Below are 23,818 nucleotides of genomic sequence, written 5' to 3'. Positions count from 1 at the left end.
AAGGCGTGGGGCTATTATGGCTCGCTATACCGGTTCATTTGTTGTTTCTGTTCCTAGTGACCATCTGTTGCCGTTACTTGTAGAACTTCTACAGGACTGTCAGTTGGATATTCAATACCACACGGGCGATTACATTATCGCTCGTCAAGTTCCTGGCAATGTTCCTTTTCCTAAATTGGTAACAGTAGAAGTACTGATTGACAAATCAAAATCTACTGAAACAGAAACCCGGATGAGTATTGTGATTAAAAACGAAGAACTACCACTTCAACTAGATAATTACTGCCGACAAATGTTTGAATTTATCAAGCAGGCTATTGAAAATAGCCGCCATTGGCATTTGATTGAAAGTCTTGCAGGATAGCTTTGGTGATTGAATTGACACTCCCACTGCTTAAAGTTATGGGAATGTCAGACTGTGATTGTTAGTGATTGGTAGTTATAATTCACTCTCCTATATCCTCTAAATCCTCGGCCATACCGGGGTTTATTAGTGTAATGTCGTATTCACTCGAATCCGTTTGTCCCAAACGTTGGGTGTTTCTTAAAAGGTAATAAATAGCACGTACTTGAGGTCCAAAAACGATCTCGTCTTCATTTCTGAGATCGTGGGCTGGTATCTTGCGCCCATTAATCATCAAACCGTTAGAACTAGGCTTACCTTTGACATCGCCATCTACAATCCGGTAATAGTAGCTATGACTATTATGCTCTCGTGGCAATCTCACTAATGTGGCATGGCGGCGGGAGACAAACTGCGACATCAAACGGATATTACATTCGCGATCTCTACCGATAGAGTAGACGGGGTGCTCTAGAGAAAATTCTTTGCGACCTTGATCGTCTTCAATAATCAGTAGATGGTTTTCATTGGTTTCTGCTGCCATTGACAAATCGGTGGGACTATGATTAATCAAGATTTGTTTTGTATCGTATCCTGTCATTTTCGCGCACCATAAATCTGTGGTGCTGATCTAAATAAGCTTTAAAATTGCATGATACCTTGAAAGAGTAAAACATGTACCTTCTACTCCAGTAGCTATGATAGCTTTGGTAAGTGTCTAAAAAAGGTTTGTGAGCCGATAAAACTTGAATACCGACTCAGTTTAACTTTAGGGAACTCCAAGAAATAAATTATCCAATATTATGGGGTGGGCAACATGAGCGCCTTATGAACTGGGCGGGCAAGATGCCCACCCCACAAGAGTTAATTGGGTATTTTTTATTTGGAAGTTCCTTATATGGGAATTACCAAGATTGGCGCTGGGAAATTTTACAACCCCTTCGGGGCGGGAGTAGGGAGTAGAGAGTAGAGAGTAGGGGAAGAAATTAGCCCCGAACGCGAACAGCGTCTCCCTTTGGGAGAAATTGAGGTTTAAACCTCGCCCGCAAGTGGCGCGAACGCGAACAGCGTCTCGTCAGAGAAAAAATCCTTGTATCCCAAGGGTTGTTGAAACCCAGCCCGATGAAAAGCTTTCTTAGTTTCCCCACTCCCCACTCCCTACTCCCTACTCCCTTTCATGTGTAAAGGAATATTCTAAGGGTGATGAGCTAATCGCCGTAATAATATTGAGTTGGTGACGACGCTCACAGAGCTAAAAGCCATTAATGCAGCAGCACCAGATGGGTTCAGGACAAAACCCAGACTAGGGAACAAAACACCTGCTGCTAAAGGAATGCCAACTGTATTATATGCAAAAGCCCAGAATAAATTTTGGCGGATTTTGTTGAAAGTAGCACGACTCAGCTGAATAGATTCGACGACATCGTTTAAGCGATCGCGCATTAAAATAATTTCAGCAGTTTCCATCGCCACATCTGTTCCAGAGTGTAAAGCAATTCCTACATCTGCTTGAGATAAAGCTGGAGCATCGTTAATTCCATCTCCCACCATTGCGACAACGGATTGGGGATTGGGAATTGGGGATTGGGAATTGGGAAGAATTTTTCCTAGTCCCCAGTCCCTAGCCCCCAGTCCCTCCTTCTGAAGAGACTGTATTGCAGCCGCTTTTTTAGCTGGAGGAACACCTGCGATTACATCAGCGCTGTCTAATCCCAGTTGTTTAGCTATGGCGCTAGCTGCTTCTGGGCGATCGCCACTCAGCAGCATTACCCGTAAGCCCATCTGACGCAATTTATCTACGGTGGATTGGGCATCTGGTCTGAGGGTATCAGAAACACCAATGAGTCCGGCTAAAGTTCCCCCAATTGCTACACAAACGACTGTTTTGCCATCTGTTGCCAAATCCTGTGCTACCTGTTGTGCAGTTTCACTAATGGGAATGCCGTGCCAACTCAACCAGTCCCAGTTACCCAATAGCACAGCTGTGTTATCTACCACAGCAGATACCCCTAATCCCGGTTCCGTGTGAAAGTCTACAGCTTTTGGAATAGATAATTGTTGTCGCTGTGCTTCTTGCTGAATCGCTTTTGCTAGGGGATGGTGAGTACCGCTTTCTACGGCTGCTGCTAGTTGAATTAAGGATTGGGAATTTTCAGTGCCCAGTCCCCAGCCCCCAGTCCCCAATCCCTCAATTAACAGACAATCTGTGACGATGGGATTACCTGTGGTTAGAGTGCCTGTTTTATCAAAAACTACCGTGTCTAGTTGGTGTACTTTTTCTAAAACGTCGCCACCTTTGATTAACAGACCCCGTTCTGCACCCATAGCAGTGCCGACAAGAATGGCTGTTGGTGTGGCAAGTCCTAAAGCACAGGGACAGGCGACTACCATCACTGCGATCGCTAGTTTTAAACTAATTAATAAAGGGGAGTGGGGAACTTCATCTGTAGCGTGGTTCATCATTTCCATACCACCAGACATGGTGATATCAGTCCAGATGTGAGTGCCGAAAAAGTACCAAAAGATAAATGTTAATACAGATGCTGTCAGCACCCCGTAGGTAAAGTAACCTGCTACTGTATCTGCTAACTTTTGTACTGGGGCTTTCCGAGTTTGGGCGGCTTCTACTAGAGCGACAATTTGAGCTAGAGTTGTATCACTTCCAATACGGGTTGCCTGAATGGCGATCGCTCCTGATTGGTTTAGCGTCCCCCCTGTCACCATATCCCCTGGTTGCTTAATTACTGGCACGGCTTCCCCAGTTAGCATTGACTCATCGACCGTTGTTTGACCAACAACCACTTCACCATCAACTGGGATTTTATCACCTGGCAGCACTTGTAACCATTCACCGACACGTACCTGTTCCGCAGGAATTTCTATACTAGAAGAACCCGCTCCGATTTTCTCTGGATTGGCAATCAATCGCGCTAAAACCGGCTGGAGTGCTAGCAATTTCCTAAATGCGGCGGCGGCGCGACCTCTAGCTTGTTGCTCTAATGTCCTTCCTAAGAGAATAAAGCCCAACATCATTACTGGTTCGTCAAAGAAGCACTCCCAACCCATTTTGGGAAACAGTAGCGCTACTAAACTAGCAACGTAGGCTGTGAGTGTTCCTAATCCCACTAGGGTGTTCATGTTGGGTGCATTTCGCCGCCACCCCAGCCAGCCATCTACTAAAATTGGGCGGCCGGGAATTAATAGCGCCACTGTCGCCAGTCCACAGTGAAACCAGATGTTATTTAGCACTGGTAGCATTGAGCTACCAAAATGTCCACTTCCCGACAATAACAGCAACACCGCAGCGATCGCTAACTGTCTTACCGAAGATTGCATTTCCCGGCGTTGGCGTTCTGCTGGGTCTGGTAAGGTAGATATCTCACCTGCTACTGTGCCACTAGCTTTTCGGGGTTGAGTCGGAAATCCAACGCCTGTTAATCGCTGTGCCAGTGCATCTGCATCTACTGCACCAACTTCTGACTCTACAACTGCTACCTCTGTGGCCAGGTTTACACAGGCACTCTTAACTCCTGGATGTTGGGTTAGCTGTCGCTCTACTGCATTCACACACCCAGCACACTTCATGCCCCCAACATCGAGAATAATTTTCTCTAGAATTGGTTCAAGTTCTGGGACTAGCTTAGTTTTCGGGACAAGTTGCATGGCTTGTGTTTAGATTCGCTACAGAAATTCAACGCCTGACTAAAAGCGTCTCTAATTTGAGCGTAGGCGAAATATCGGACTACGACTGAACGTCAACCATATTAAAATTATTAATTTATCGTACTTTGCTGAAGATTAACGACGGCTCCAGCGTAGATAAGTTATATAAATAATAGCTCCAACCTGTATTGGCATCAGCACAATTAGGCTTTTTAAAAAATAGTTGACTTCCAAATTAGACATAGCACTGAAATATCCTAAGCCCAACATGAGGAATATCACTGAGGTAAGATGTTTAGGTTTAAGAGTCAGCATATCAGTATAAATAAGTGCTGCATATACAGCAGGGAATAGGGAATCAATACTATTCGCTTAAGACAAGATACGCGATGAATCGCCGTCTCTACAATAATCAATCTTTTGTAGAGACGGCGATTTATCGCGTCTTTATAATGATTTATCGCATCTTTGCGCTCTACAATTTCCATCAAAAAACCTTAACTGAACCGTATTGAATAGGGAATAGGGTTGTAAGTGTCTTGGTATATGGCTTTTTTATGAGATTTTTCACCAATTTACACGTATAAAATTTGCTGGAAAACTACTAAAACCAGCCCTGCTTTTTCACAAAGTAGGTATTTACGAATTTTTCAGGGGACTGGTTCAAGTAGATCATGCCTTCAACTAAACCTACAAGCTGCATAACTAACAAGGCAATGCCGTAGGTGAAAGAACCACCAACTACAGAAATCACCAACATGATAAAGCCTTCCGCAGCGTATCCTAGAATAAACTTATGAACTCCAAATGCTCCCAGGATAATGCCAGAGTAACCAGATAGAAGTTGCTTGGTGGGGTGACTGGGGTTGAGATTTGCCATATAAGTGTTGCTCCTTAATGAGTGAGTATAAAAATAAAGTCTTTATTGTAATGAAGGCAAATACGTTTACTTACTTAAATAAATAGATTTTTAATTTTTTCAGTATGAGTCAGCCTCAAGACGAATAACCAAAATCAGCGTGCTTCTATTCCAGAGGAACGCTAAGTCTTGCGGCATAGCCTGAAAATCTGGCGTTCCTTCATCACTTTTGATGGATTTGACCATCGCAACTCTGGTGCAGCAGTTTTGCAGATTTTTAGGTAAGACATTGATCTTGAGAACAATGAACCTCAATAATCAGCAATTCCTCTGCTACATCACAACTTTTTACAACCCTATCAGTATTATTTCCGGATTTTTTTGGCGATCGCTAGCGGGTGTAAAATGCGATCGCACCAATGAAAAAACCAACTGTGTGGCTAGTAGGAATCTAGAAGCGCAAGACGCATCTTCCACTTCTTTCTAACCTTTAGTTACCGATCTCCACTTCGATGAGCGCAAACGGAATTGCAATCCAATTTATGACAGCTAAAAATGGTTCGGGAAGACAATTAACATCTCGAAAATGGCTAAAATCATCCGAATGAGAATAAATGCTTAACTAGTACAACACGGCGTAAAGAAACCACCCATTTAAAATAGCCAGAAAGCTTACAAAATAAGCATTTTTTCTTTTTACTTTTGCCTTCTTGTACTAGATAGTTTGTTGCCTATGTTAACAGCATTCTTTGATTTGCTTTTGCCACGATCTCAATTTGGTTTTCAGCCAGTATTTATGCTTGAACCAATTGTAACTAGTTAATTGTCTCTACTTATGGAGATAAAAGCAAATATTTTGGTTTTGAGCAACAGTACTATTTTAGTGCTAATTACTACCTAAAATAAATAAGCTTAATAGTGTACCACTATTCCAGAGACTATGGAGGAGCATCGGAGCGAGGAGGTTACGCGATCGCGTGTAAACTACTCCCAAGACAATGCCCAATGCGGTCAGTGGCAGAATTTCTGACAAGCTGAGGTGAGCGATCGCAAACAACAAACTACTGATCAGAATCGATCCCCACACGGGTAAGTAACGAGTCAGAGAGGGTAACAAAAAGCCACGAAACAGAATTTCTTCAAAAAATGGTGCTGCGATCGCGGCTGTGAAGAAAAATATGCCAAGTGCTACACCATCTTGGCTTTCTAGGGCTAGTTGCAACAGGGGATTACTACCACCCTGTCCTTGCCATAGCTGTTGATTAATCAAAGATACCACCACAACTATAGGTAAAGCCGTGCAATAGCCTCCCAGTCCCCACCAAAACCAATTATCTTGAAAACGGAAGCGAAACCAGAATTCTGGTAATGGAAAAAAGCGCTTGAGAGAAAAATACAGCACTAACAGCGCACCTAATGCCACTAATAGGTAACTAACCAAGACAGAAAACGCCTGAAGTCGCACATCCACAATCGGACGCGGGATAGGTAGCACCGAGATTACCAAGGGTACAAAAATTTGCCCCATGAAGAAAAAGCCGATGATAAAAACCTGCAAAACTGTTTCACCATCCCAAGGCGTTGACCAAGGGATATCAGAATTTTGAGCTAATAAGGAGGCTTTTCCTTTCAACAAGCGTTGAGCAAATAATAAAATCAGCAGTATTAGACCAATTAAAGCTGCCAAGGTGGGAATAGTGCCAATAACCGCCAATTTCAACACAGCTTGAGCCGATGATTCTTGTTGTGCAGCTTTTACTGCTGATAAAGCATCTTGTCGTTGCTGGAGTTGATATAACTTAACCAAAGCAGTAGAGCGAAACCAACCTTCTAAATTCCTTTGAATCGGTTCTTGAGCATTTGGGAGGAGACGAGGAGGATTGCTCCACAATCCACTTAATACAGCAGCAGTTTGTCCAAATTCTGGATTGATATCTGAGCGTTGTTGTAATTCGCTCCAAGTCTTGGAGGCTGTATCCGTTTGTCCTTGCTGTGCTTGTAAAATTCCCAGGCGTAAGTCTAATTCAGCGAGTAATTTTTGTAATTGCTTGAGGGATTGCTGTAACGGTTGCTTTCCCTGTCTAGAGGCTTTAGTCGGGGGAGGAACCTCCGGTAGAGGTTTTGGAGGTGTGGGAGTTATTTCAGCTTGAGAGCGTAGTTGTGCAAGTTGATTGTTAACTTTGTCTAAATTAGCTTGAACTGATTGACGCGCCTCCTGATACTGCTTTGTAGCATTCTCTAGGGGTTGCTCACCAAGTATGGCTTCCCGAATCGCTTGGAGATTGTCATCGTTGCTATCTTCTGATTGCCAAGCTTGGGCTTGTAAAGCAATATTGGTTTGGTATAATTCTAGGCGACTTTGAAATTGAGGTTCTTGCCAACTACCGTATAAAGCCCAAACTGCCAACAGAACTGCTATCGGCGTCAGTACAAAAAATAAAATCAATCGCTTGAGTGTCATCTATCCCCCTTTGACTAACCAGTGAGGAGCGTGTCCCCCTTGGGAATTATCGCATTGAAGAAGAGGCAAGGGAGCAGGGAGCAGGGAGCAGGGGAGATAGTTCAGATGGGGATTCAAACCCGCCACTGAATTGTTGCACCACTTTGAAGATTTAGTGGGGGTATGTCTCGTTCCCAGTCTCAGACTGGGAATGCCTGTCCTTGAGGCTCCGCCTCTCTTGCTGGCGGCAGAGCCGCTTTTGAGTTGCATTTCCAGTCTCAGACTGGAAACGAGATTTGAAAATGGTTTTAGCTTAAGTTGAAACCAATGTTCATTAATTGCTCCTACCTGAAAATTATTCTTTCCGGCTATTGTTTGCTTAAGTCCGGTTCACTTTTCGCTGTCCGGCTAAAAAGTCGATAGTATAGCGACGTACTAGTTTCCTTTAAGGGAAACAGCAAATAGGTGAGAGGATTTATTGCCACAATAATATTTCGGAAGTCGCGCCGTGCCCAAAATAAGATCGAACGAGCAACTTGCTGTGCAGACATCACTCCATAAGGATTCAGTTGACTCTTAAATGGGCCAAGAATTAACTTGCGAATTACACAATCCCCATCCAAACGCTTGAGGGTAATAATATCAGCAAGCGATCGCTTGCTGAGTTCATAAAGCGGACTTAACGCTGGAGAAACCTCAGCTTCAGAAGTGTTTACCCAAATTTCCTTCGTTGCTTTTGCTTGTGGGCCTGTGACAGTTGTCGAAAATATATCCATCAACCGCAATGCCGAAAAGGTATTCACCTCATAAGAGGAGTTAATAGCCTCCGGTGTGCGGCTGGTGTAAACATTGATTCCGTGGTTGATAATTAAAATATCTACTTTCTCTAAAGTATTTCTCAAATTGGCTTCATTTCCCAACTGCCAGGGAACTACTTTCACGCCAACTTGCTCTCCTAATTTTTCTGGATTAGTGGTTAACGCCACGATTTTAGCATTATTCTTGACAAGTTCAGCCACTAATGCTTGTCCCAAGGCTCCTGATGCTCCGGTTAAAGCGATAGTTTTCCCCTTGAGAGACAATCCTGTACCCAGAATTTTATCCACTAAGGGAAAGACACCACTGTAGTAAGCGTTGACATCATCAAAATGATGCCGCCAATGGTAAGACCTATTCACCCACCAAATAGATGGTATTGTCTCTAAAGGGCCGGGTAGATGGTTATAGTCTGTGTCAATTTTTCCTTGAAAATACCGCACAGACGCACCATACAAGAAGGTGCAAGCATAAGCTACTCCCAACCATAACCCTAGTTGCTGGATAATTAAAGCAATTACCAGCAATACCACCAGCAGGAGACTCGACTCTAAAATGTCGTGATATAGCTGGGATTCTTGATAAATTTTCAGAGAAACTATCGATAAATCGCGGCGGTAGGCCATGTGGTGCTTGTTATGCCATTTAGCAAGCCAATTGACTTGGTGACATAAAGCATGATATGTGTCTCTCAAAACCTCAGCGAGTAAAAGTGAAAAAAGTCCCCAACCAGCGAACTGTAAGCTGGCATTTAGCCAAACCCAATTAATTTGTAATCTTGCCTCAATTCCAATCAAGTTTTCGGCTAACATTTTTATCATGTTTGTCTATACTCGTTTTTCTTAATCATTCTTCATGATCTGATAAAGCTGCGTTAAGGTCGAGTCTAGAGCAAATTAAAATCCAAATAGAGAGCAAGGGAAAAACAAGCAATGCCAAATTACGAATTACGTTAGCGTAACATTAGCAAGTATTCGAGCCTGATTACTGGAGTTGCGAGAAAAAATAAATAATAAATATTTAACTATATATTTGGTAATAACACGCTTTGTGCTTTTTGATTGAGCAGATTCTAGATAAGGATTTTTACAACAGAGCAAGCGATCGCGGGATAATACATCGATTGATGGACAGGTGAACCGAAAGGTTCTACAATCTGACTGATTGCGGTAAATTTACCTATTGCCCAATCCATATAAGCATAGTAAAGATTTTCTAGTGATTCCGTTTGATTGCGGAAGCACTAAATTAATATAGGAAAGTCTTTGAGTAAAGGGCAGCAAACAAATGGATGTAAAGCTGATTTTAGCTGGATTAACAGTTATATTTACGCTTTCGTGCTTATTTTTTGGCACGAAAAATGGATTCTATGATTCAGATAACTATCACGGCAATGGCTCCGCACATTGAGATAAGTCTGTAGACGCTCGATCGACTTCCCAGAAGGTGAGTTGGCTAAGATAGCTCTGAACTTGCAAAGGGAAAAGAAACAAGAGGCAAACTCCTTTGGTTTCTAGTTTGATAGCTTCTCGTTAGCCCACCTTTCCGAACTAGTGCGGGTTTGGTGGAGGCGTCCTCCCCAATCAAAAATCTGTATTTTCAGGGTGTAGGGGCGCACGATAAAACTTACCCCTAAGTCACAAAACCAAAATTTGTATGAGAAGGAGTCAGAAGACAGAATTCAGAATTCAGAATACCCCAAGCTATCAAGTCAGGGGTTTCAGTAAGGAAAGAATTTTTTCTTCTTCACGATAGCGACGCGGAAAGCGAGTCTTCTCCCAAAGGGAGACGCAATCATGCGAACGAGCGTCTTAAAATCGCTTGCTCTAAACCTCGATTCTCCATCCAGTCGCACAGAATCCATTCTGGATTCTGTCTCAGGAATTGCTGAATTCTTCTTCGGTAACTTTTGGCTTTTGGGATATGTCCATGATGATGAGGTTTGAGGGGAGGAGAGCATGAGGGATAATCTGTCGGCATCCTCTCGCTTAGATGCTGCGGAAGCGGGTAGTGAATTAGAATGTTTGCCCTATAGTGTCCAGCATGACAATGAGGGCGTGTGTTTATTGGTGAAGATGGGCCCACACCGCATTCTATTAGACTGCGGTTTAGAGGATGTTTCATTGCTGGCTAAGGGGCTTACTAAGTCGGTAGGAGAAGCTAGTTCGCCCCTACCAGCAGATTTAGTTTTGATTAGTCATGCCCATCCAGATCACTCCAGAGGCTTACTGGCACTGAATAAAGCTTTTCCCAAGTTACCTATTTATGGTAGCGAGGTGACTAGCAAGTTGCTGCCGCTGAATTGGCCAGAGGAAGATCCTGAGAAAATTTCCAAATTTTGTCATGCGCTGCCGTTGCGATCGCCTGTGGAACTCCAAGATGGTTTGGTAGCAGAATTATTTCCCGCAGGGCATTTACCAGGGGCAGTAGCAATTCTCCTGACCTACACTACCCAGCAGCGTACATATAAGCTACTGTATACAGGAGATTTTTTCTTATCGAACTCCCGGTTGGTAGAAGGTTTGCGTTTAGAGGAACTGCGGGGCTTAGACTTGGATGTGCTAATCATTGAAGGTAGTTATGGCACATCCCGTCATCCTCACCGCCGCAACCAAGAAAATCAACTAGCCGAGCGAATTAATCGCGCGATCGCTGATCGTTGTTCTGTAATCCTTCCCACTCCAGCTTTAGGATTGGGTCAAGAATTATTAATGCTCTTGCGATCGCATCACCATTTCACCGGTCGAGATTTAGATATTTGGGTAGATGGTGCGGTCGCTACTGGGTGTGATGCCTACCTAGAACTGCTACCCCACCTCCCCCCGTCAGTACAGAATTTTGCCCGCCATCAACCTTTATTTTGGGATGAACGGGTACGTCCCCGCGTGCGTCGTTTGCAACCAGAACATCGTTCCAATGTGGGCAAGTCACCTTGTATTGTCCTCACCGACTCGACATCTGATTTAGGTGAACATTGCCAACTAGACACCGGCCCCTGGCTGATTCTCCTACCAGAAAAAATTGATATAAAAGTTAATAAAGAATATTTAGCACCGACTAGTGTTGAAACCTATCTCTTAGCTCAACATAGTGATGGCCCTGGTACTACGCAGCTAATTCATAACTTGCGACCCCAGCACGTAATTTTTGTCCACGGTTCTCCTGCCTACTTGGCAGACCTGACTAGTTTAGAGGAACTGCAAAACCGTTACCATGTGCATTCCCCGGCGGCTGACACCTTAGTAGAACTGCCCATCGGCGATACATTTCTACAACCGGCAGCACCAGAGACTAATTACGAAGGCGAACTGACAGAGTTGGGAACAGTAATCACAATCACCCTACCCAATGTGATTACTGTTGATCCGCGTTGGCGGCAATTTGCCGACACTGGTTTAATCGAAGCTCGTTGGCAAGGGGAAGAACTGGTATTAAGGGGATTATCTCAACGAGAACTGCTCAACCAAAATAGCGATCGCTATACATGGACAGATGTAGACTGTTGTGGTACTTGCCGACATCAAAGGGGGCAGAGGTGTTGGAATCCAGCTTCCCCGTTGTATAACTTCAAAGTAACTCTCGAAGGTTACTGTCCTGCCTTTGAAGGTTTGAATGATAGCCAATAGTCATTAGCTGTTCGTCCTTTATCATTAATAACTAATGACTAATGACCAATGACTAATGACTAATGACTAATTATTCTGGATTCGAGTCAGTGTAACGGTTGTGGATGCGCTCTGCTTCGGGACAATCTTCAGTCATCAGAGGTTCCACATTCCCGCGTGGTACTGAAGCCAATTTTTGAGTTACAGCACCAATGCTCTCAAGGCGAACCATTTCTTCCCAAGAACAAACTTCATCCTCTTCTTCTGTTTCATAGCGTAGGGTAACTAAATCTCCCTCTATGTCTATGATGCGGGCGCGTTCAATCCAGCGTTGCTGGTCCCGCAAGAAAACACATACCTCGCGCCCATCGCAACACAGTTGATAAATCTTGCGGTGTAGCATGTATTGTTTCTGCCTTTTTAAACAACGTAGTTAAACCTGTCAAAATCTGGGTTCTACCCCATTACATTACACCTTTAAGAGGTTAATTTCACTCTTCAGAACAAGTATGCTTCATCACCCAATCCCAAGACTTGCTTCTAGTTGTCAAAATATCGGGAAATGTTAGGTCATAAATCAATGGTTGCTCTCACAATGAACTAAGTCTCCCTCAGGCTGATTCTAGGGAATGTCTGCTTCATCGAAGAAGTCAAACAATTCGGTACCTGTCCTAACCAGGTTTATATTTGTTGGTGAGTCATTCTTACCATTATGTAATAAAGAATACTCCAAAACAATCGTTGATTGCGGTTGTTTAATTTGCCTACTTTTACTCATTGGCATTACTGGGAAGTCCGGGGACTTGATTTTACTTTTACCCACTTGTATCTGATCTTAACTCATTCTCTTGCTGACCTTGATGGTTTTCTACAATAACACCCAAAGAGTTTTGAGTTTTTAAGATTTTTGCCTGATTATAACTGAGAAAAAGGCAACGGAGTCGGGAAAAAAGGCAGATAGACAAAAGAGATAAGGCGCTGAGGGTAAATACCCTGAGAAGATTCTCTTCTGCTTCTTTTCTGGGAGTATCACCAAGATTTATCAAGAAAGACAGTTCTTGCTGTTCGCGCAGCGTGTCGTAGACAGGCTAGTAGTCTGTCAAATAAATTTTGACGGATAAAGAAACGAACCGCATACTCCTACGGAGAAGCAAGCTACGCGCAGCGTCTCGTTAGAGAAGGACGCAAAGAGCGCTAAGGAAGAAGGAAGGAAAGAAAGAAGAAAAATTGAAAAATTTATTTACCCGTCAATTAGTTCTTGACAGACTACTAGGAGGCAGGAGGAAAACTTTCAGTAAAGCGACCAGATGGAGCTTGCGGTTTAAGACTATCACTGAATTTCCGTTCAGTGACTCCAAATCATTCGGGGTCGAATCCCATTGGAGTTTGCTCATCCTGCCTCCTGCCTCCTGCTTCCTGCCTCCTGCCCCCTTCAACCGATAGAGGAAATTCCATCAGCACGTTCGAGGAGGACGCTTCTCGTTTAATTTGACCTGCGCGAACTGCATTGTATAGGGATGCGAGAAAAGGCAAATCCTCTGACTGATAGCATTTGGTGGACAGCACTTGCTGGAGTAGACCCTCAGATTCAACACTAAGATATCCAGTTTCAAAAGCAGATTCAATGAGTGTGCGAATCATCTTGATTAGGGCAGAGTAAACAATTTATTATGTCAAGTGTGGAACATTTCTCTCGCTTGTTAATTGATATAGAACATTAATACTGTGTGATTAGTATTACACTTAAATAGTGATTCATATCACAGTGAATAGTATAAGTTTTGGATGGTCAGTACATTAATATACGGAGATGAGTTGCATATTAATAATCAGCAATCAAGCAAAAAACTGGCGGAAATCTTCATCTTTTCGACTTAATTGCACCCAGTCTAGATTTAAGGACTGGAATTTTTGCACTAAGCGATCGCAAGCTGGACGTTCGGTAGCGTAATGTCCAGCATCGATTAAAATAAGATTGCGATCGCGGCTTTCTTGAAACTGATGGAATTTACAGTCAGAAGTCAGATAAGCTTCGGCACCAGTTTTAGCTACGGCTGAAATGTAACTAGCTCCCGAACCACCCAAAACAGCAACTCGTGAAATTGTTTGCTGTAAATCAGCAGTTGGGGAAAAAATTAAATTAGGGGGAGAAAGTCGGGTTTGAATGGTGGCGAGTAATTCATGTAATGTTAGAAATGGCTCTAGCAAACCAACACGACCATATCCTAATCCTCCTTGTGTAGGTTCTATGGGAGTAACTTCTTTTAGTTCTAAAATCTGAGCTAAAACGTCAGCAGTGCCATCTTGCACTTGGTCAAAATTCGTGTGAGCAGTGTAAATACCAATATTGTGGGTAAAAGCTAACCGTACCATTTCTGCGATCGCTTCACCAGTGCGTAAAGATTTGAGAGGATTAAAAATTAAGGGATGATGGGCGAATATCAGATTAGCATTTTCTGCGATCGCTTCCTGCATTACCGCCAAAGTTGGTGTCAAACAAACTAAAACCCGTGCTTTTGCTTGTAAAACTCCTGGTTCAATTTGCCAGCCACAATTATCCCAACTTTCACACCACGCGGGATTTGCCCATGCTTCAAACCAAGTAATTAAATCAGCAATTTTCATAATTATTTTTTTCAGCAATTTTTAATTGCTCATCAGTGTCTCTGTGGTTGAATATTTAATTTTAATGCTAATTGCTGGCGCATTTCTTGGAAAGGTTTGTTCCACACAGGGCTAGCATTCCAGTTCCATACTGCTACTGGAATAAGTTGTTCTTCAGCAAGATAACTTAACAGACGGTATTCGTCTTCTGGTTCACGAGAAAAAGTGAAGGGGTTGCGGTAGCCTGTATCACACAGTTTATAAGATACGACCTGACCATGATTAATCCGTTGTAAAAGTTCCTTCCCTTTGACGAGCAAATAATCCAAAAACAACAGACTAAAAGGCTCTATATGTGCGCGATTTTGTGGCTCTTTTTGTACCCATCTTGCCCACTCAAATCCATACATAAAATCATGAACATAACGGAAGCGCATTTCCGTTTTATTTCCAAACATCTCCGTTAGGGAAATCATCTTTTCACCAAAGATTTTTAAGAATGGAATAGCGCCCTCATCTGCGGTTAAAGCCTGTCTTAACATACTACTTACAAGAAAATCAAAATCCCAGAATATATTTTCTGGGAAGTTTTGCAATTGAGTACGAACGATGCTTTCGAGAGTTTGTTGAATGGTTATGATAATTTGAATATCAGTGTTTTGTTCAGCAATCAAATCTCCCAATTCTGCAAAACTGGTAATTAATGTCTTTTCAGGACTAAGTGACAATAAGTTAACAGATTGCTGGGCAAGTACTTCATCAATAAATTTAAAATTATGAGTTTGTGTCAGTTTTTGCTTCATAGAAATAGCGCACACAGCCTACACTAAATATTAGTGTATATCGGCATAAGTAGATTATTTAATAATCACAAATAAACTTAACTTTTGAATTTACAAATATACACGAATTATTTAGTCTATATAGCAATCCTAAATGAGTTATGAAAATCGAGAGACTAAGATCCCCGGCTTCTCAAAGAAGTCGGGGATCTTATTGTTCAGTTTTGTATCAATAATTTTTATGATCAAGGTATCACGGCGAAATTTATTTAATGCTTATCACCACGAGTTGAGGAGATTATATCCAAAAGTTAGGCAGTATAACCAGAGTATTTAAACTCTATCTAATTACACCTCAAATAAAACTTGAGAATCGGCTATCCAGAAATGTGAATCACCAATTCTCTGGAATGACTACGCTGGCGGTGTTCCCAAATATAAATTCCCTGCCAAGTTCCCAGTACCAGATGGCCACGGTTAATGGGGATATGTTCAGAAGTATGGGTAAGTGCAGTACGGATATGTGCTGGCATATCATCGGGGCCTTCTGCATCGTGAATGTATTTGCCCGATTCTGGGACGAGTTTCGCCATAAAATTAGCTAGATCCACAAGAACATCAGGATCGGCATTTTCTTGAATGACTAAGCTGGCTGAAGTATGGCGTAAAAATAAAGTACAAAGACCAGTTTCAACTCCCGATTCTGCAACTGCGGCTGCAATTTTTGCAGTGATGTTGTAAAAAGATTTGCCAGTAGTGGAAATTTTTAGTAACTTTTGGTAGTGAGTCACGTCGCTTCGCTCCGAATTCAAAATTCAAAATTAATTATCCCCAGAAATAAATTTAGTTGCTCTGTATCATGAGTCGTTTTCGGTTATTTCAAACAGTAATGTTTGCATCTTATTTAATCCATGTTTAATCTATGTTCCTTGGGTGGTTAATTCTAGAGTTTCTTTATCTATGGTCGAAGATTCCATTATTAATTGATGTTACTTTGAATAACTTTATTTTGTCTGTAAATAATTGATAACAGCTTTAGCGATCGCTTCATTACCATCCTTGGCAATTGGTTGAGATTGCTTTGGTAGTTGGGGTAACTCATGGAGAAAATTCCAAGTCCCTTGAAAAAACTCAGATGGGGTGATGATTTGATGCTGGTTGTAATTAGTTATACCTTCTACTATAAAAGTTGCTTCGGCAAAATCCTTACGCGGTATGGTAACAATGGGTAATCCTAATAGTGTGGCTTCAGAAAAAGTACTGTACCCAGGTTTAGAGACGACTCGCGCACAAAGAGGCATAAAATCTACAGGGCGGTATTTGCGGTTATCAATTTTCACTAAATTAGGTAAATCGGGTGCAGATTGATCGAATACGATAAATTGCCAATCTGGAAATCGCTGTAGGTTATCATAAGGGATTTGTTGTAAACCCAAGCCGCCAAAGGTCAACAAAATAGTTTTTTCGACTGGTGCAGTTATCCCCCAAAGAGAACGTAAATCATCAGCAGAGTAACGAGGGGAACCGCCTGTTAAGCCGACATCTGTGATATTGTTAAAAGCTGGCATCGGTTCGTGAAAAGGGAGACGAAACAGGCGATCGCACTTTGAATACCAATCACTAATCCAATCTGCAACTGCGGTAAATTCGCCTCCCCAATCCCGGTAGATCAAGTCCCAGCCAAAGTTACTCATCATCCAGCAAGGAATATTTGCAGCTTTGGCAAACCCAGGAGCGAGGAAGGGAATATCTGCCAAAATGAGATTAACGCGATTTTGGCGAATAAAATTTACTTCTGAGGCAATCAGCGAATTTTGATGTTTCTTAATATCGAGCAACTTTTCTAAAGTCGCTACTTTATCCATTGTCAAACTATCCGCTTGCACCACACCCAAATCAAATGCACGGGGACGATAAATAAAATCACCTTGTATGTAGCACTCTAGCAACCAGCGTGGGGCAGTACTCGCCAGAATTAGCAGAACTTCTGGACATAATCTTTGAATGGTTGCGGCTACAGAAGCCGTGCGGGTAGCATGACCAAAGCCGTGGTTAGTTATGGCTATGTATAAGATTGGACGTTCCATTTTTAAGTTAGGAGTCATTCAATTTTGGATTTTAGATTTTGGATTTTGGATTGAAGGAAAAATCCAAAATTGGCAGAGTTAGGAGTGAAAATTATAATTTTCACACTTATAACTTACAACTCCTAAACTTTTAATTAATTTTGTTTGTCAAAATTTTTAATCGCCTCAACCAATAGGTCAATTTCCGATTCTAAAGTAAAGTAATGGACACTGGCGCGTATACAGCTAGGATCGGCAATTGTCCGAGTTAATATCCTTTGTGAGTTTAAAAATTGCACTAGCTTTAAATGAGCTTGAGGCTGATTATTTGTAAGTTGAAAGGAGACTATACCGCTTTCGGGTGGGGAAGTTCGCAAACATTTAATATCGGGTAACGCCGTCAATTGTCGCCAGAGGTACTCACTATTGTGGCAGATTTGCTCGTAACGTTCTTGTGAGGTTCCCCATTGCTGATGAATTGCGATCGCTTCCTTTAACCCAAGATACAACGGATAAGATAATGTAGACACTTCGTATCGTCGCCCATCTGGCAGCCAATCCACAGGCTGAGATTGACTATCCACAACAATGCCACTCAAGCCAATAAACGTAGGTTTCAGGCTTTCTCGTGCTTCTGGGCGGACATATAAACCACCAGCACCCGCAGGGCCACATAACCATTTGTGACCAGTGAAAGCATAAAAATCTACTCCCAATTCAGTCAAGTTTAAAGGCAATAAACCAGCAGATTGGGCAGCATCTATTAATAATGCAGAATGATTATTTCTGCATACTTCGGCAATTTTGTCCAGAGGTAAAACTTGACCAGTATTCCAAAAAACATGACTTAATATTACAAGACGGGTATTGGGGCGCAAGTGCTGGGCAATGACTTTTATGGGGTCGCCCTCATTTAAAGTCGCCTTTAGGGGACAGGTGGTAACTTCTACTGCGAATCTACGTGCGATTTCTTGGGATGTAGCAATTACGCCTGGATGTTCGCAGTCAGAGAGTAGCAGATGGTCGCCAGCCCGCCATTCAATGCCCCACATGGCGATATTACAGCCAACAGTGACATTTTGGGTGAGAGTAATTGTTTCAGATGGTGCATGGAACTCAGAAGCGATCGCAACTCTAGCAGCTTGAATCTGGGGCGCGATCCAGCTATATGCCTCATTCCCGAAGGGGCCTATTTCCTGAACATAAGCTTGAGTTTGGGCCATAGTATCCATTGCTCTTTGGGGCATCGGCCCTTGTCCCCCATAGTTAAAATAAGTCTTATTCGCTAAAGCCGGAAATTGCTCTCGATGGCTATGCAACCTGGTTTGTGCAACAGAAGTACTAGTCATATCAATTTTGGATTTTAGATTTTAGATTTTGGATTAGCATTAGTTTCTCATCTCCCCCATCTCCCCCATCTCCCCCATCTCCCCCATCTCCCCCATCTCCCTCATCTCCCCCATCTCCCTCATCTCCCTCATCTCCCTCATCTCCCCCATCTCCCACTCCATTATTAATTGTCTGAGGTACTCCCAGAGTGTGCTAAATCTTGTTAACTTAAAAGGATGCTAATCAATGCTGAACTCCTACTGCAATACCAACGCTGTAAACGCCGGCCTTTTCTAGATATCCACGGTGACAAAAGTCAACGCGATGCTCCCAATGAGTTGCTACGGAAACTGCAACAGGATAAAATCGCTCATCAGCTGAGTGCTTTGGCACAGATAACTTATCACCAACCAGATTATTCTTATGGAAACTGGGAAGTGGCAAAGGCAGCAACTTTAGAATTGATGCAGCGTGGGGTTGAGTACATCTATAAGGGAGTACTGTTAGCAACTTATTCTGAAGGATACACCCTGCTAAGTCGTCCAGATTTACTCGTCAAACGGCCAGGAAAATCCTGCTTTGGAGATTGGATATACGTTCCGGCTAGTATTGAACTGGGTAAGCGCCCTAAGCAAGAATATCAAGTTGTTGCCGCATTTCACGCCCAAGTATTGGCAACAATACAGGACTTTGCACCAGAAACAGCTTGGCTGATATTGCGTACCAAAGATAGAAATTATCCTGTTGATTTGCTCAAATGGACACCACGAATGCAGCTAATTCTGGAAGAGTTTATTCAAGTTTTAGAGTTACCGAATCCGCCAGAGGTGTTTATTTCTCGCCAAAAGTGCAATTTTTGTCATTGGTATAGTGAATGTTATGCGATCGCTCAATCTGAAAAACATCTCTCACTACTACCAGGTGTAACACCCCTTCGCTACACTCAACTCCAAGCTTTAGCCATTACCACACTGGAATCTCTTGCTAACACCAGTCCCAGCAGCTTAGAAAATCTACTTGGTTTTGACGGCGAAGTAGCACCCAAGTTAGTAGTGCAAGCTCAATCTGCACTAGAAAAACGACCGTTAATTTTACCTTACCCTCTACCGACAGAAGATATTACATTTACAGCGCCCATAGAGCTTTATTTTGATATTGAGGCCCAGCCAGACTTAGATTTAGATTATCTCTTAGGGGTTTTGGTCGTTAATAGACAAGCTAATACAGAACAGTTTTATTCCTTTTTAGCAGACAAACCAGAAGACGAAGAATTAGTTTGGCAGCAATTTTTGGATTTGGTTTGGCAATATCCCGAAGCGCCAATTTATCATTTTTGTGTCTATGAATTTGATACAGTCAAACGGTTGGCAAAACTTTACGGCACTCCACCCTCCTTAGTGCGTCCTGTACTGAATCGATTTGTGGATGTGTATGAACAATTAACCCAAAGTGTAGCATTACCAATAGAAAGCTATGCCTTGAAAGCGATCGCTCGTTGGATAGGATTTGAGTGGCGTGATAAAGAAGCCAGTGGTGCCAAGTGTATTTACTGGTACGATGAATGGTTAGAAACAGGCGATCGCACCTTACTAGAAATTATCCAACGCTACAATGAAGATGACTGTCGTGCTACTCATCAAGTGAAAGATTGGCTTGTAAATTTTTTCCAAGATGAATATGGTTTGCGACGAGCTTAAGTAATTTCCTATTTTCTAAAGCTTTTCAAATTAACAATTAATAAAGCCTATTTGATCAGGTTTCCAGGCTTATATCTGTCATTTAACATTGTTTTTTCATTGGTATTCTTTATAAAGATGCACAACTAGGCATTTATAATGCCAATACAAACCATCATGTAGAGACGCGATTTATCGCGTCTTAAAAGACCAATTATCTACACCAACAACCCTTAACTAAACCATATTGCTTTATAACGCATATTTATTTAACAAAAAAATCTATGCAGCTAATTAAAAAAATATTTGTATTCCCACGAATTATTTACTTTTTGCTCCCAATTATAATTATCGGTTTCATATTCACAAACTTAACGTCAAATGCTGTTGAAATCAATAGCATAGAATTTATTGGGGAAGCCACCTTACCGAAAGGTTTAATCTTTCAAAAAACGGAAATTGGAGGTTTATCTGGAATTACATATAATGCCAAAAGCAACCTTTATTATGCTATTTCCGATGACCGTGGACAAAAGGCTGCCGCTCGTTTCTACACTTTGAAAATCGACTTGAGCAAAGGGGTTCTACAAAAAGGTGGAATTATCCCAGTCAGCGTTACCACATTACTAAATGAAAATGGTCAAACATTTCGCCCTGGTGAAACTGATACAGAAGGTATTGCCTTAACTAATAAAGAAACTGTGTTTATTTCTTCTGAAGGTGATGCTGTAAAATTAATTAATCCTTTTATTAAAGAGTTTTCACTATCTTCTGGCAAAGAAACTGTAACACTCCCCATCCCAAACAAATTTTTGCCAGATAAAAATAGTCAAAAAGGTATCCGTAACAATTTGGCTTTTGAAAGCCTCACCATCACACCCGATAAAAAGCATCTATTCACAGCTACCGAAAATGCTCTAATTCAAGATGGTGTCGCAGCTAAACCTAATACCGGTAGTCCTTCTCGAATTTTGCAATACAACTTGCTCAACAACCAGCCAGAAAAAGAATTTCTTTACCAAACTGAACCAGTTGCACCATTTTTGAATCTGCTTGGCAAATTCGCGAGTGGATTACCCGATTTACTTGCACTCGATAATCAAGGACACTTCCTAAGTTTAGAAAGGTCTTTTACTGGTTTAGGATTTGCTATTTCCCTGTTTCAGGTTTCTTTAGAAGGAGCCGATGATATTCATAATATTGATAGCCTTTTAGCAGTTGATTCCAAAAATATTAAACCAGTTCAGAAAAAATTGCTGTTAGATTTAAGAACCCTAGATGTACTACTAGACAACATTGAAGGCTTAACTCTTGGCCCTAAATTACCCGATGGTCAGCAATCATTAATCCTCGTCAGTGATAACAATTTTAACTCCCTGCAACGCACCCAAATACTAGCCTTTAAAGTTAAAATTCAAACTCCGCTCATGAGATTATTACGCCGTTTATTCCCAAATCTTAACCTTTAACTGCACAGATATAATAGACATCTCCAGAAATTAAATATGTGTTATCCAGAACCCTTGTAGAGACGTAGCACTGCTACGTCTCTACATTCATTTTCACCAGATGTCTAATACAGCTTTGCATAAGTTCGTAACTTTTTTAAACGCAGAGGAACACAGAGTTTTGTCAAAGTTAATTCGTTATGAATTAATGAAATGTTGTAATAATACTGTTATTTCTTTTTTCTGGTTATTTCTGTGTATCCACGGAATCTACTAGACAGCTTTATCGATCCTGCTTGTAGTTTACGTGTAATTTCTCAACCGTAATCCTTAATAAATATGTTACACAATGTTTAAGAGATTTTGCAGAGAGCTTAAGCATATTTACAGCATATAATTAATTTTCTCGAAATGCGGATATTTTTTAGATTTCAATTTAATAATTAGCTAGACTTAATTAAAGTATTTTGCCAATAACATTTTTCATGAATAATTTTTATGCCAGAAAATAAAATTGAGAGTATGGTAGGGCAAAAAGTAGAATTAGACGATTATATTGGACAATTTTTAAACAATCGCTATCTAATCAGAGATTTGATTGGCAAAGGGGGGATGGGTAGAGTTTATCTAGCGGAAGATACTGCTAAAGGTGGTATGCCGATCGCAGTCAAAATCTTATCACTTAGTTTGGCAAACCAACAAATGTCTCAACGCTTTGCCAGAGAGATTTTTATTGGCGCTCAATTGGGTCGTAAAAGTAAACATATTGTTCGCATCTTAAGTTATGGCATTACTGAAGATAAAACTCCATTTTATGTAATGGAATATCTTCAAGGAAAAAATCTCAAACAAATTCTTAAAATTCAGCCCTTAACAATCTCGAAGTTTTTAGAGATTTGTAATCAGATTTGTTTAGGTTTACAATGTGCCCACCAAGGCATCAGTCTGAAAGGAGAAATTTATCCTATTGTTCACAGGGATATTAAACCAGAAAATATATTTCTTGCTGAAGATAGTAAACAAGGAGAAATTGTTAAAATACTAGATTTTGGTATTGCCAAATTTCTCACAGAGCGAAGTGGGATGACTCTTACAGATTCTTTTATTGGCAGTTTGCCTTATTGTTCTCCAGAACACATGGAAGGGCGAAAACTGCTAGATGTCCGCTCTGATATTTATAGTTTGGGAGTATTAATGTTTGAGATGCTGACAGGGAAACATCCATTTAAAACAAAAAGTAACTCCTTTGGTACTTGGTACCAAGCCCATCGCTTTCAAATTCCACCAACAGTTACAGAAGTAAATCCGCAAGTCAAAATACCGGAAATATTAGAAAAGATATTGATGAGTTGTTTAGCAAAAGAAGTAAGCGATCGCCCTCAAAATATCAACCAAATATTAGAAGGTTTAGAAAAAGTTAATCTTCAGCTTAATAATGCTATTCCTAGCAATAGTACTGACATTATTAAAGTATCATTTCCGGTTCAATTAGTACCTGCAAATTTAGTATCAGAAAAAGAGTGTTTGCAGAAAAATTGGCCGAGAAATAAACCAATTGCACCAATTGGGTTTCCGCATTTACTAAATACTCTGCAAAGACCAATACCAACTTTTTGGGCAATGTTACCCAAACAAGATATTACAAAGTTTTTGGATAACATACATGGCACTGAATTTATTAGTAAAATGAATGTATATCCGATGCTATTGTGGGTAACAGTACTATACGATGCCCAACCTTCTATGACTAAATGGCTACCTTATTTTCTGGATTTGAAAGATAATAAGGGGCAAAATATAGTACGTAGTTTAGCAGAAGTAGGCTACTATCATTTACTATTTTTTCCTCTAGAAGATCCAACACGTTGCTCTCATGTAACGACTTTAAACCTTACGGCTAACCAACGGCAACAACTTGTAGATTGGTTAAATATGAGTAAACAGTCAAATGAATCAATTTTGCCTAATCAAGCCAAAAATATTTTGAAAATAGAATATGAAAAGTTGAAGTTAGACATCTTACGCAAGTTAGCTGCACATCAAAAAGCAGATAAAGAAGGTTTAAAAAATTGGATGGTTAAATTTTTGGAGATTTTTTTAAAATTTTTATCACGTCCTTGAAAGTTTGCGATTACAATTCTTGCTATGCTTGCTACAATTGTCTAATGATATTTTTATGTGTGTATT

Annotated in this window: 20 protein-coding genes and 1 pseudogene; 7 read left to right on the top strand and 14 right to left on the bottom strand. The window is 41.2% G+C overall.

The window, feature by feature from the left end; genetic code table 11:
• Positions 1-16 precede the first annotated feature (16 nt).
• Positions 17-364 (top strand): hypothetical protein, encoded by a 348-nt coding sequence (locus V7K76_RS30720; RefSeq protein ID WP_334778629.1) that lies wholly within the window; start codon positions 17-19, stop codon positions 362-364.
• Between the two features lie 82 nt (positions 365-446).
• Here V7K76_RS30720 and V7K76_RS30715 read toward each other — a convergent pair whose 3' ends face one another.
• The 4 genes from V7K76_RS30715 to V7K76_RS30700 form a co-directional block, all read right to left on the bottom strand.
• Positions 447-944 (bottom strand): FHA domain-containing protein, encoded by a 498-nt coding sequence (locus V7K76_RS30715; RefSeq protein ID WP_334778628.1) that lies wholly within the window; start codon positions 942-944, stop codon positions 447-449.
• Between the two features lie 593 nt (positions 945-1,537).
• On the bottom strand, positions 1,538-4,006 hold the full coding sequence (locus tag V7K76_RS30710; protein WP_334778627.1) for a heavy metal translocating P-type ATPase: 2,469 nt from the start codon (positions 4,004-4,006) through the stop codon (positions 1,538-1,540).
• A gap of 604 nt (positions 4,007-4,610) precedes the next feature.
• Entirely contained in the window at positions 4,611-4,886 is a 276-nt protein-coding gene (locus tag V7K76_RS30705; RefSeq protein WP_334778626.1) for a TM2 domain-containing protein, read from the bottom strand.
• 99 nt (positions 4,887-4,985) lie between these two features.
• A complete protein-coding gene (locus V7K76_RS30700) occupies positions 4,986-5,111 on the bottom strand; it encodes a hypothetical protein (protein WP_334953788.1) in 126 nt (41 codons plus the stop codon).
• A gap of 58 nt (positions 5,112-5,169) precedes the next feature.
• Here V7K76_RS30700 and V7K76_RS30695 point away from each other — a divergent pair, with 58 nt between their 5' ends.
• Positions 5,170-5,352, top strand: coding sequence for a hypothetical protein (locus V7K76_RS30695; protein WP_334778625.1), 183 nt, complete (start codon positions 5,170-5,172; stop codon positions 5,350-5,352).
• Between the two features lie 399 nt (positions 5,353-5,751).
• On the opposite strand, the gene V7K76_RS30690 is transcribed toward V7K76_RS30695, so the two are convergent.
• Positions 5,752-7,326, bottom strand: a complete 1,575-nt coding sequence (locus tag V7K76_RS30690; protein ID WP_335030357.1) for a CPBP family intramembrane glutamic endopeptidase — start codon at positions 7,324-7,326, stop codon at positions 5,752-5,754.
• 347 nt (positions 7,327-7,673) lie between these two features.
• Entirely contained in the window at positions 7,674-8,942 is a 1,269-nt protein-coding gene (locus tag V7K76_RS30685) for a bifunctional sterol desaturase/short chain dehydrogenase (RefSeq protein WP_334778623.1), read from the bottom strand.
• A gap of 975 nt (positions 8,943-9,917) precedes the next feature.
• Here V7K76_RS30685 and V7K76_RS30680 point away from each other — a divergent pair.
• Positions 9,918-10,067, top strand: coding sequence for a hypothetical protein (locus tag V7K76_RS30680; RefSeq protein ID WP_334953754.1), 150 nt, complete (start codon positions 9,918-9,920; stop codon positions 10,065-10,067).
• 12 nt (positions 10,068-10,079) lie between these two features.
• Positions 10,080-11,747, top strand: a complete 1,668-nt coding sequence (locus V7K76_RS30675) for an MBL fold metallo-hydrolase (protein ID WP_334777960.1) — start codon at positions 10,080-10,082, stop codon at positions 11,745-11,747.
• A 70-nt stretch (positions 11,748-11,817) separates the two neighbouring features.
• On the opposite strand, the gene V7K76_RS30670 is transcribed toward V7K76_RS30675, so the two are convergent.
• The 8 genes and pseudogenes from V7K76_RS30670 to V7K76_RS30635 form a co-directional block, all read right to left on the bottom strand.
• Entirely contained in the window at positions 11,818-12,129 is a 312-nt protein-coding gene (locus tag V7K76_RS30670) for a DUF6679 family protein (protein ID WP_012408115.1), read from the bottom strand.
• 1,040 nt (positions 12,130-13,169) lie between these two features.
• A pseudogene (locus V7K76_RS30665) lies at positions 13,170-13,367 on the bottom strand (hypothetical protein); the annotation flags it as partial.
• Positions 13,368-13,562: 195 nt separating this feature from the next.
• Complete coding sequence (locus V7K76_RS30660; protein ID WP_334777959.1) at positions 13,563-14,351, bottom strand: Nif3-like dinuclear metal center hexameric protein; 789 nt, start codon at positions 14,349-14,351, stop codon at positions 13,563-13,565.
• 32 nt (positions 14,352-14,383) lie between these two features.
• Complete coding sequence (locus V7K76_RS30655; RefSeq protein ID WP_334777958.1) at positions 14,384-15,133, bottom strand: hypothetical protein; 750 nt, start codon at positions 15,131-15,133, stop codon at positions 14,384-14,386.
• Positions 15,134-15,489: 356 nt separating this feature from the next.
• Positions 15,490-15,903, bottom strand: coding sequence for a secondary thiamine-phosphate synthase enzyme YjbQ (locus V7K76_RS30650; RefSeq protein ID WP_179067165.1), 414 nt, complete (start codon positions 15,901-15,903; stop codon positions 15,490-15,492).
• 213 nt (positions 15,904-16,116) lie between these two features.
• Complete coding sequence (locus V7K76_RS30645; RefSeq protein ID WP_334777970.1) at positions 16,117-17,199, bottom strand: glycosyl transferase; 1,083 nt, start codon at positions 17,197-17,199, stop codon at positions 16,117-16,119.
• Between the two features lie 134 nt (positions 17,200-17,333).
• Entirely contained in the window at positions 17,334-18,527 is a 1,194-nt protein-coding gene (locus tag V7K76_RS30640; protein ID WP_334777957.1) for an aminotransferase class V-fold PLP-dependent enzyme, read from the bottom strand.
• Positions 18,528-18,566: 39 nt separating this feature from the next.
• Complete coding sequence (locus tag V7K76_RS30635) at positions 18,567-18,689, bottom strand: hypothetical protein (protein ID WP_334777956.1); 123 nt, start codon at positions 18,687-18,689, stop codon at positions 18,567-18,569.
• A 54-nt stretch (positions 18,690-18,743) separates the two neighbouring features.
• Here V7K76_RS30635 and V7K76_RS30630 point away from each other — a divergent pair, with 54 nt between their 5' ends.
• The 3 genes from V7K76_RS30630 (at position 18,744) to V7K76_RS30620 (ending at position 23,752) form a co-directional block, all read left to right on the top strand.
• Positions 18,744-20,204, top strand: coding sequence for a TM0106 family RecB-like putative nuclease (locus V7K76_RS30630; RefSeq protein WP_334777955.1), 1,461 nt, complete (start codon positions 18,744-18,746; stop codon positions 20,202-20,204).
• A 263-nt stretch (positions 20,205-20,467) separates the two neighbouring features.
• Entirely contained in the window at positions 20,468-21,652 is a 1,185-nt protein-coding gene (locus V7K76_RS30625; protein WP_334777954.1) for an esterase-like activity of phytase family protein, read from the top strand.
• Between the two features lie 477 nt (positions 21,653-22,129).
• Complete coding sequence (locus tag V7K76_RS30620) at positions 22,130-23,752, top strand: serine/threonine protein kinase (protein ID WP_334777953.1); 1,623 nt, start codon at positions 22,130-22,132, stop codon at positions 23,750-23,752.
• Positions 23,753-23,818: the final 66 nt, after the last annotated feature.

The sequence above is a fragment of the Nostoc sp. genome, assembly GCF_036917975.1.
GTDB lineage: Bacteria > Cyanobacteriota > Cyanobacteriia > Cyanobacteriales > Nostocaceae > Nostoc.
The sequence above is the reverse complement of the archived record's forward strand: the minus strand, read 5'-3'. Positions and strand labels throughout refer to the sequence as shown.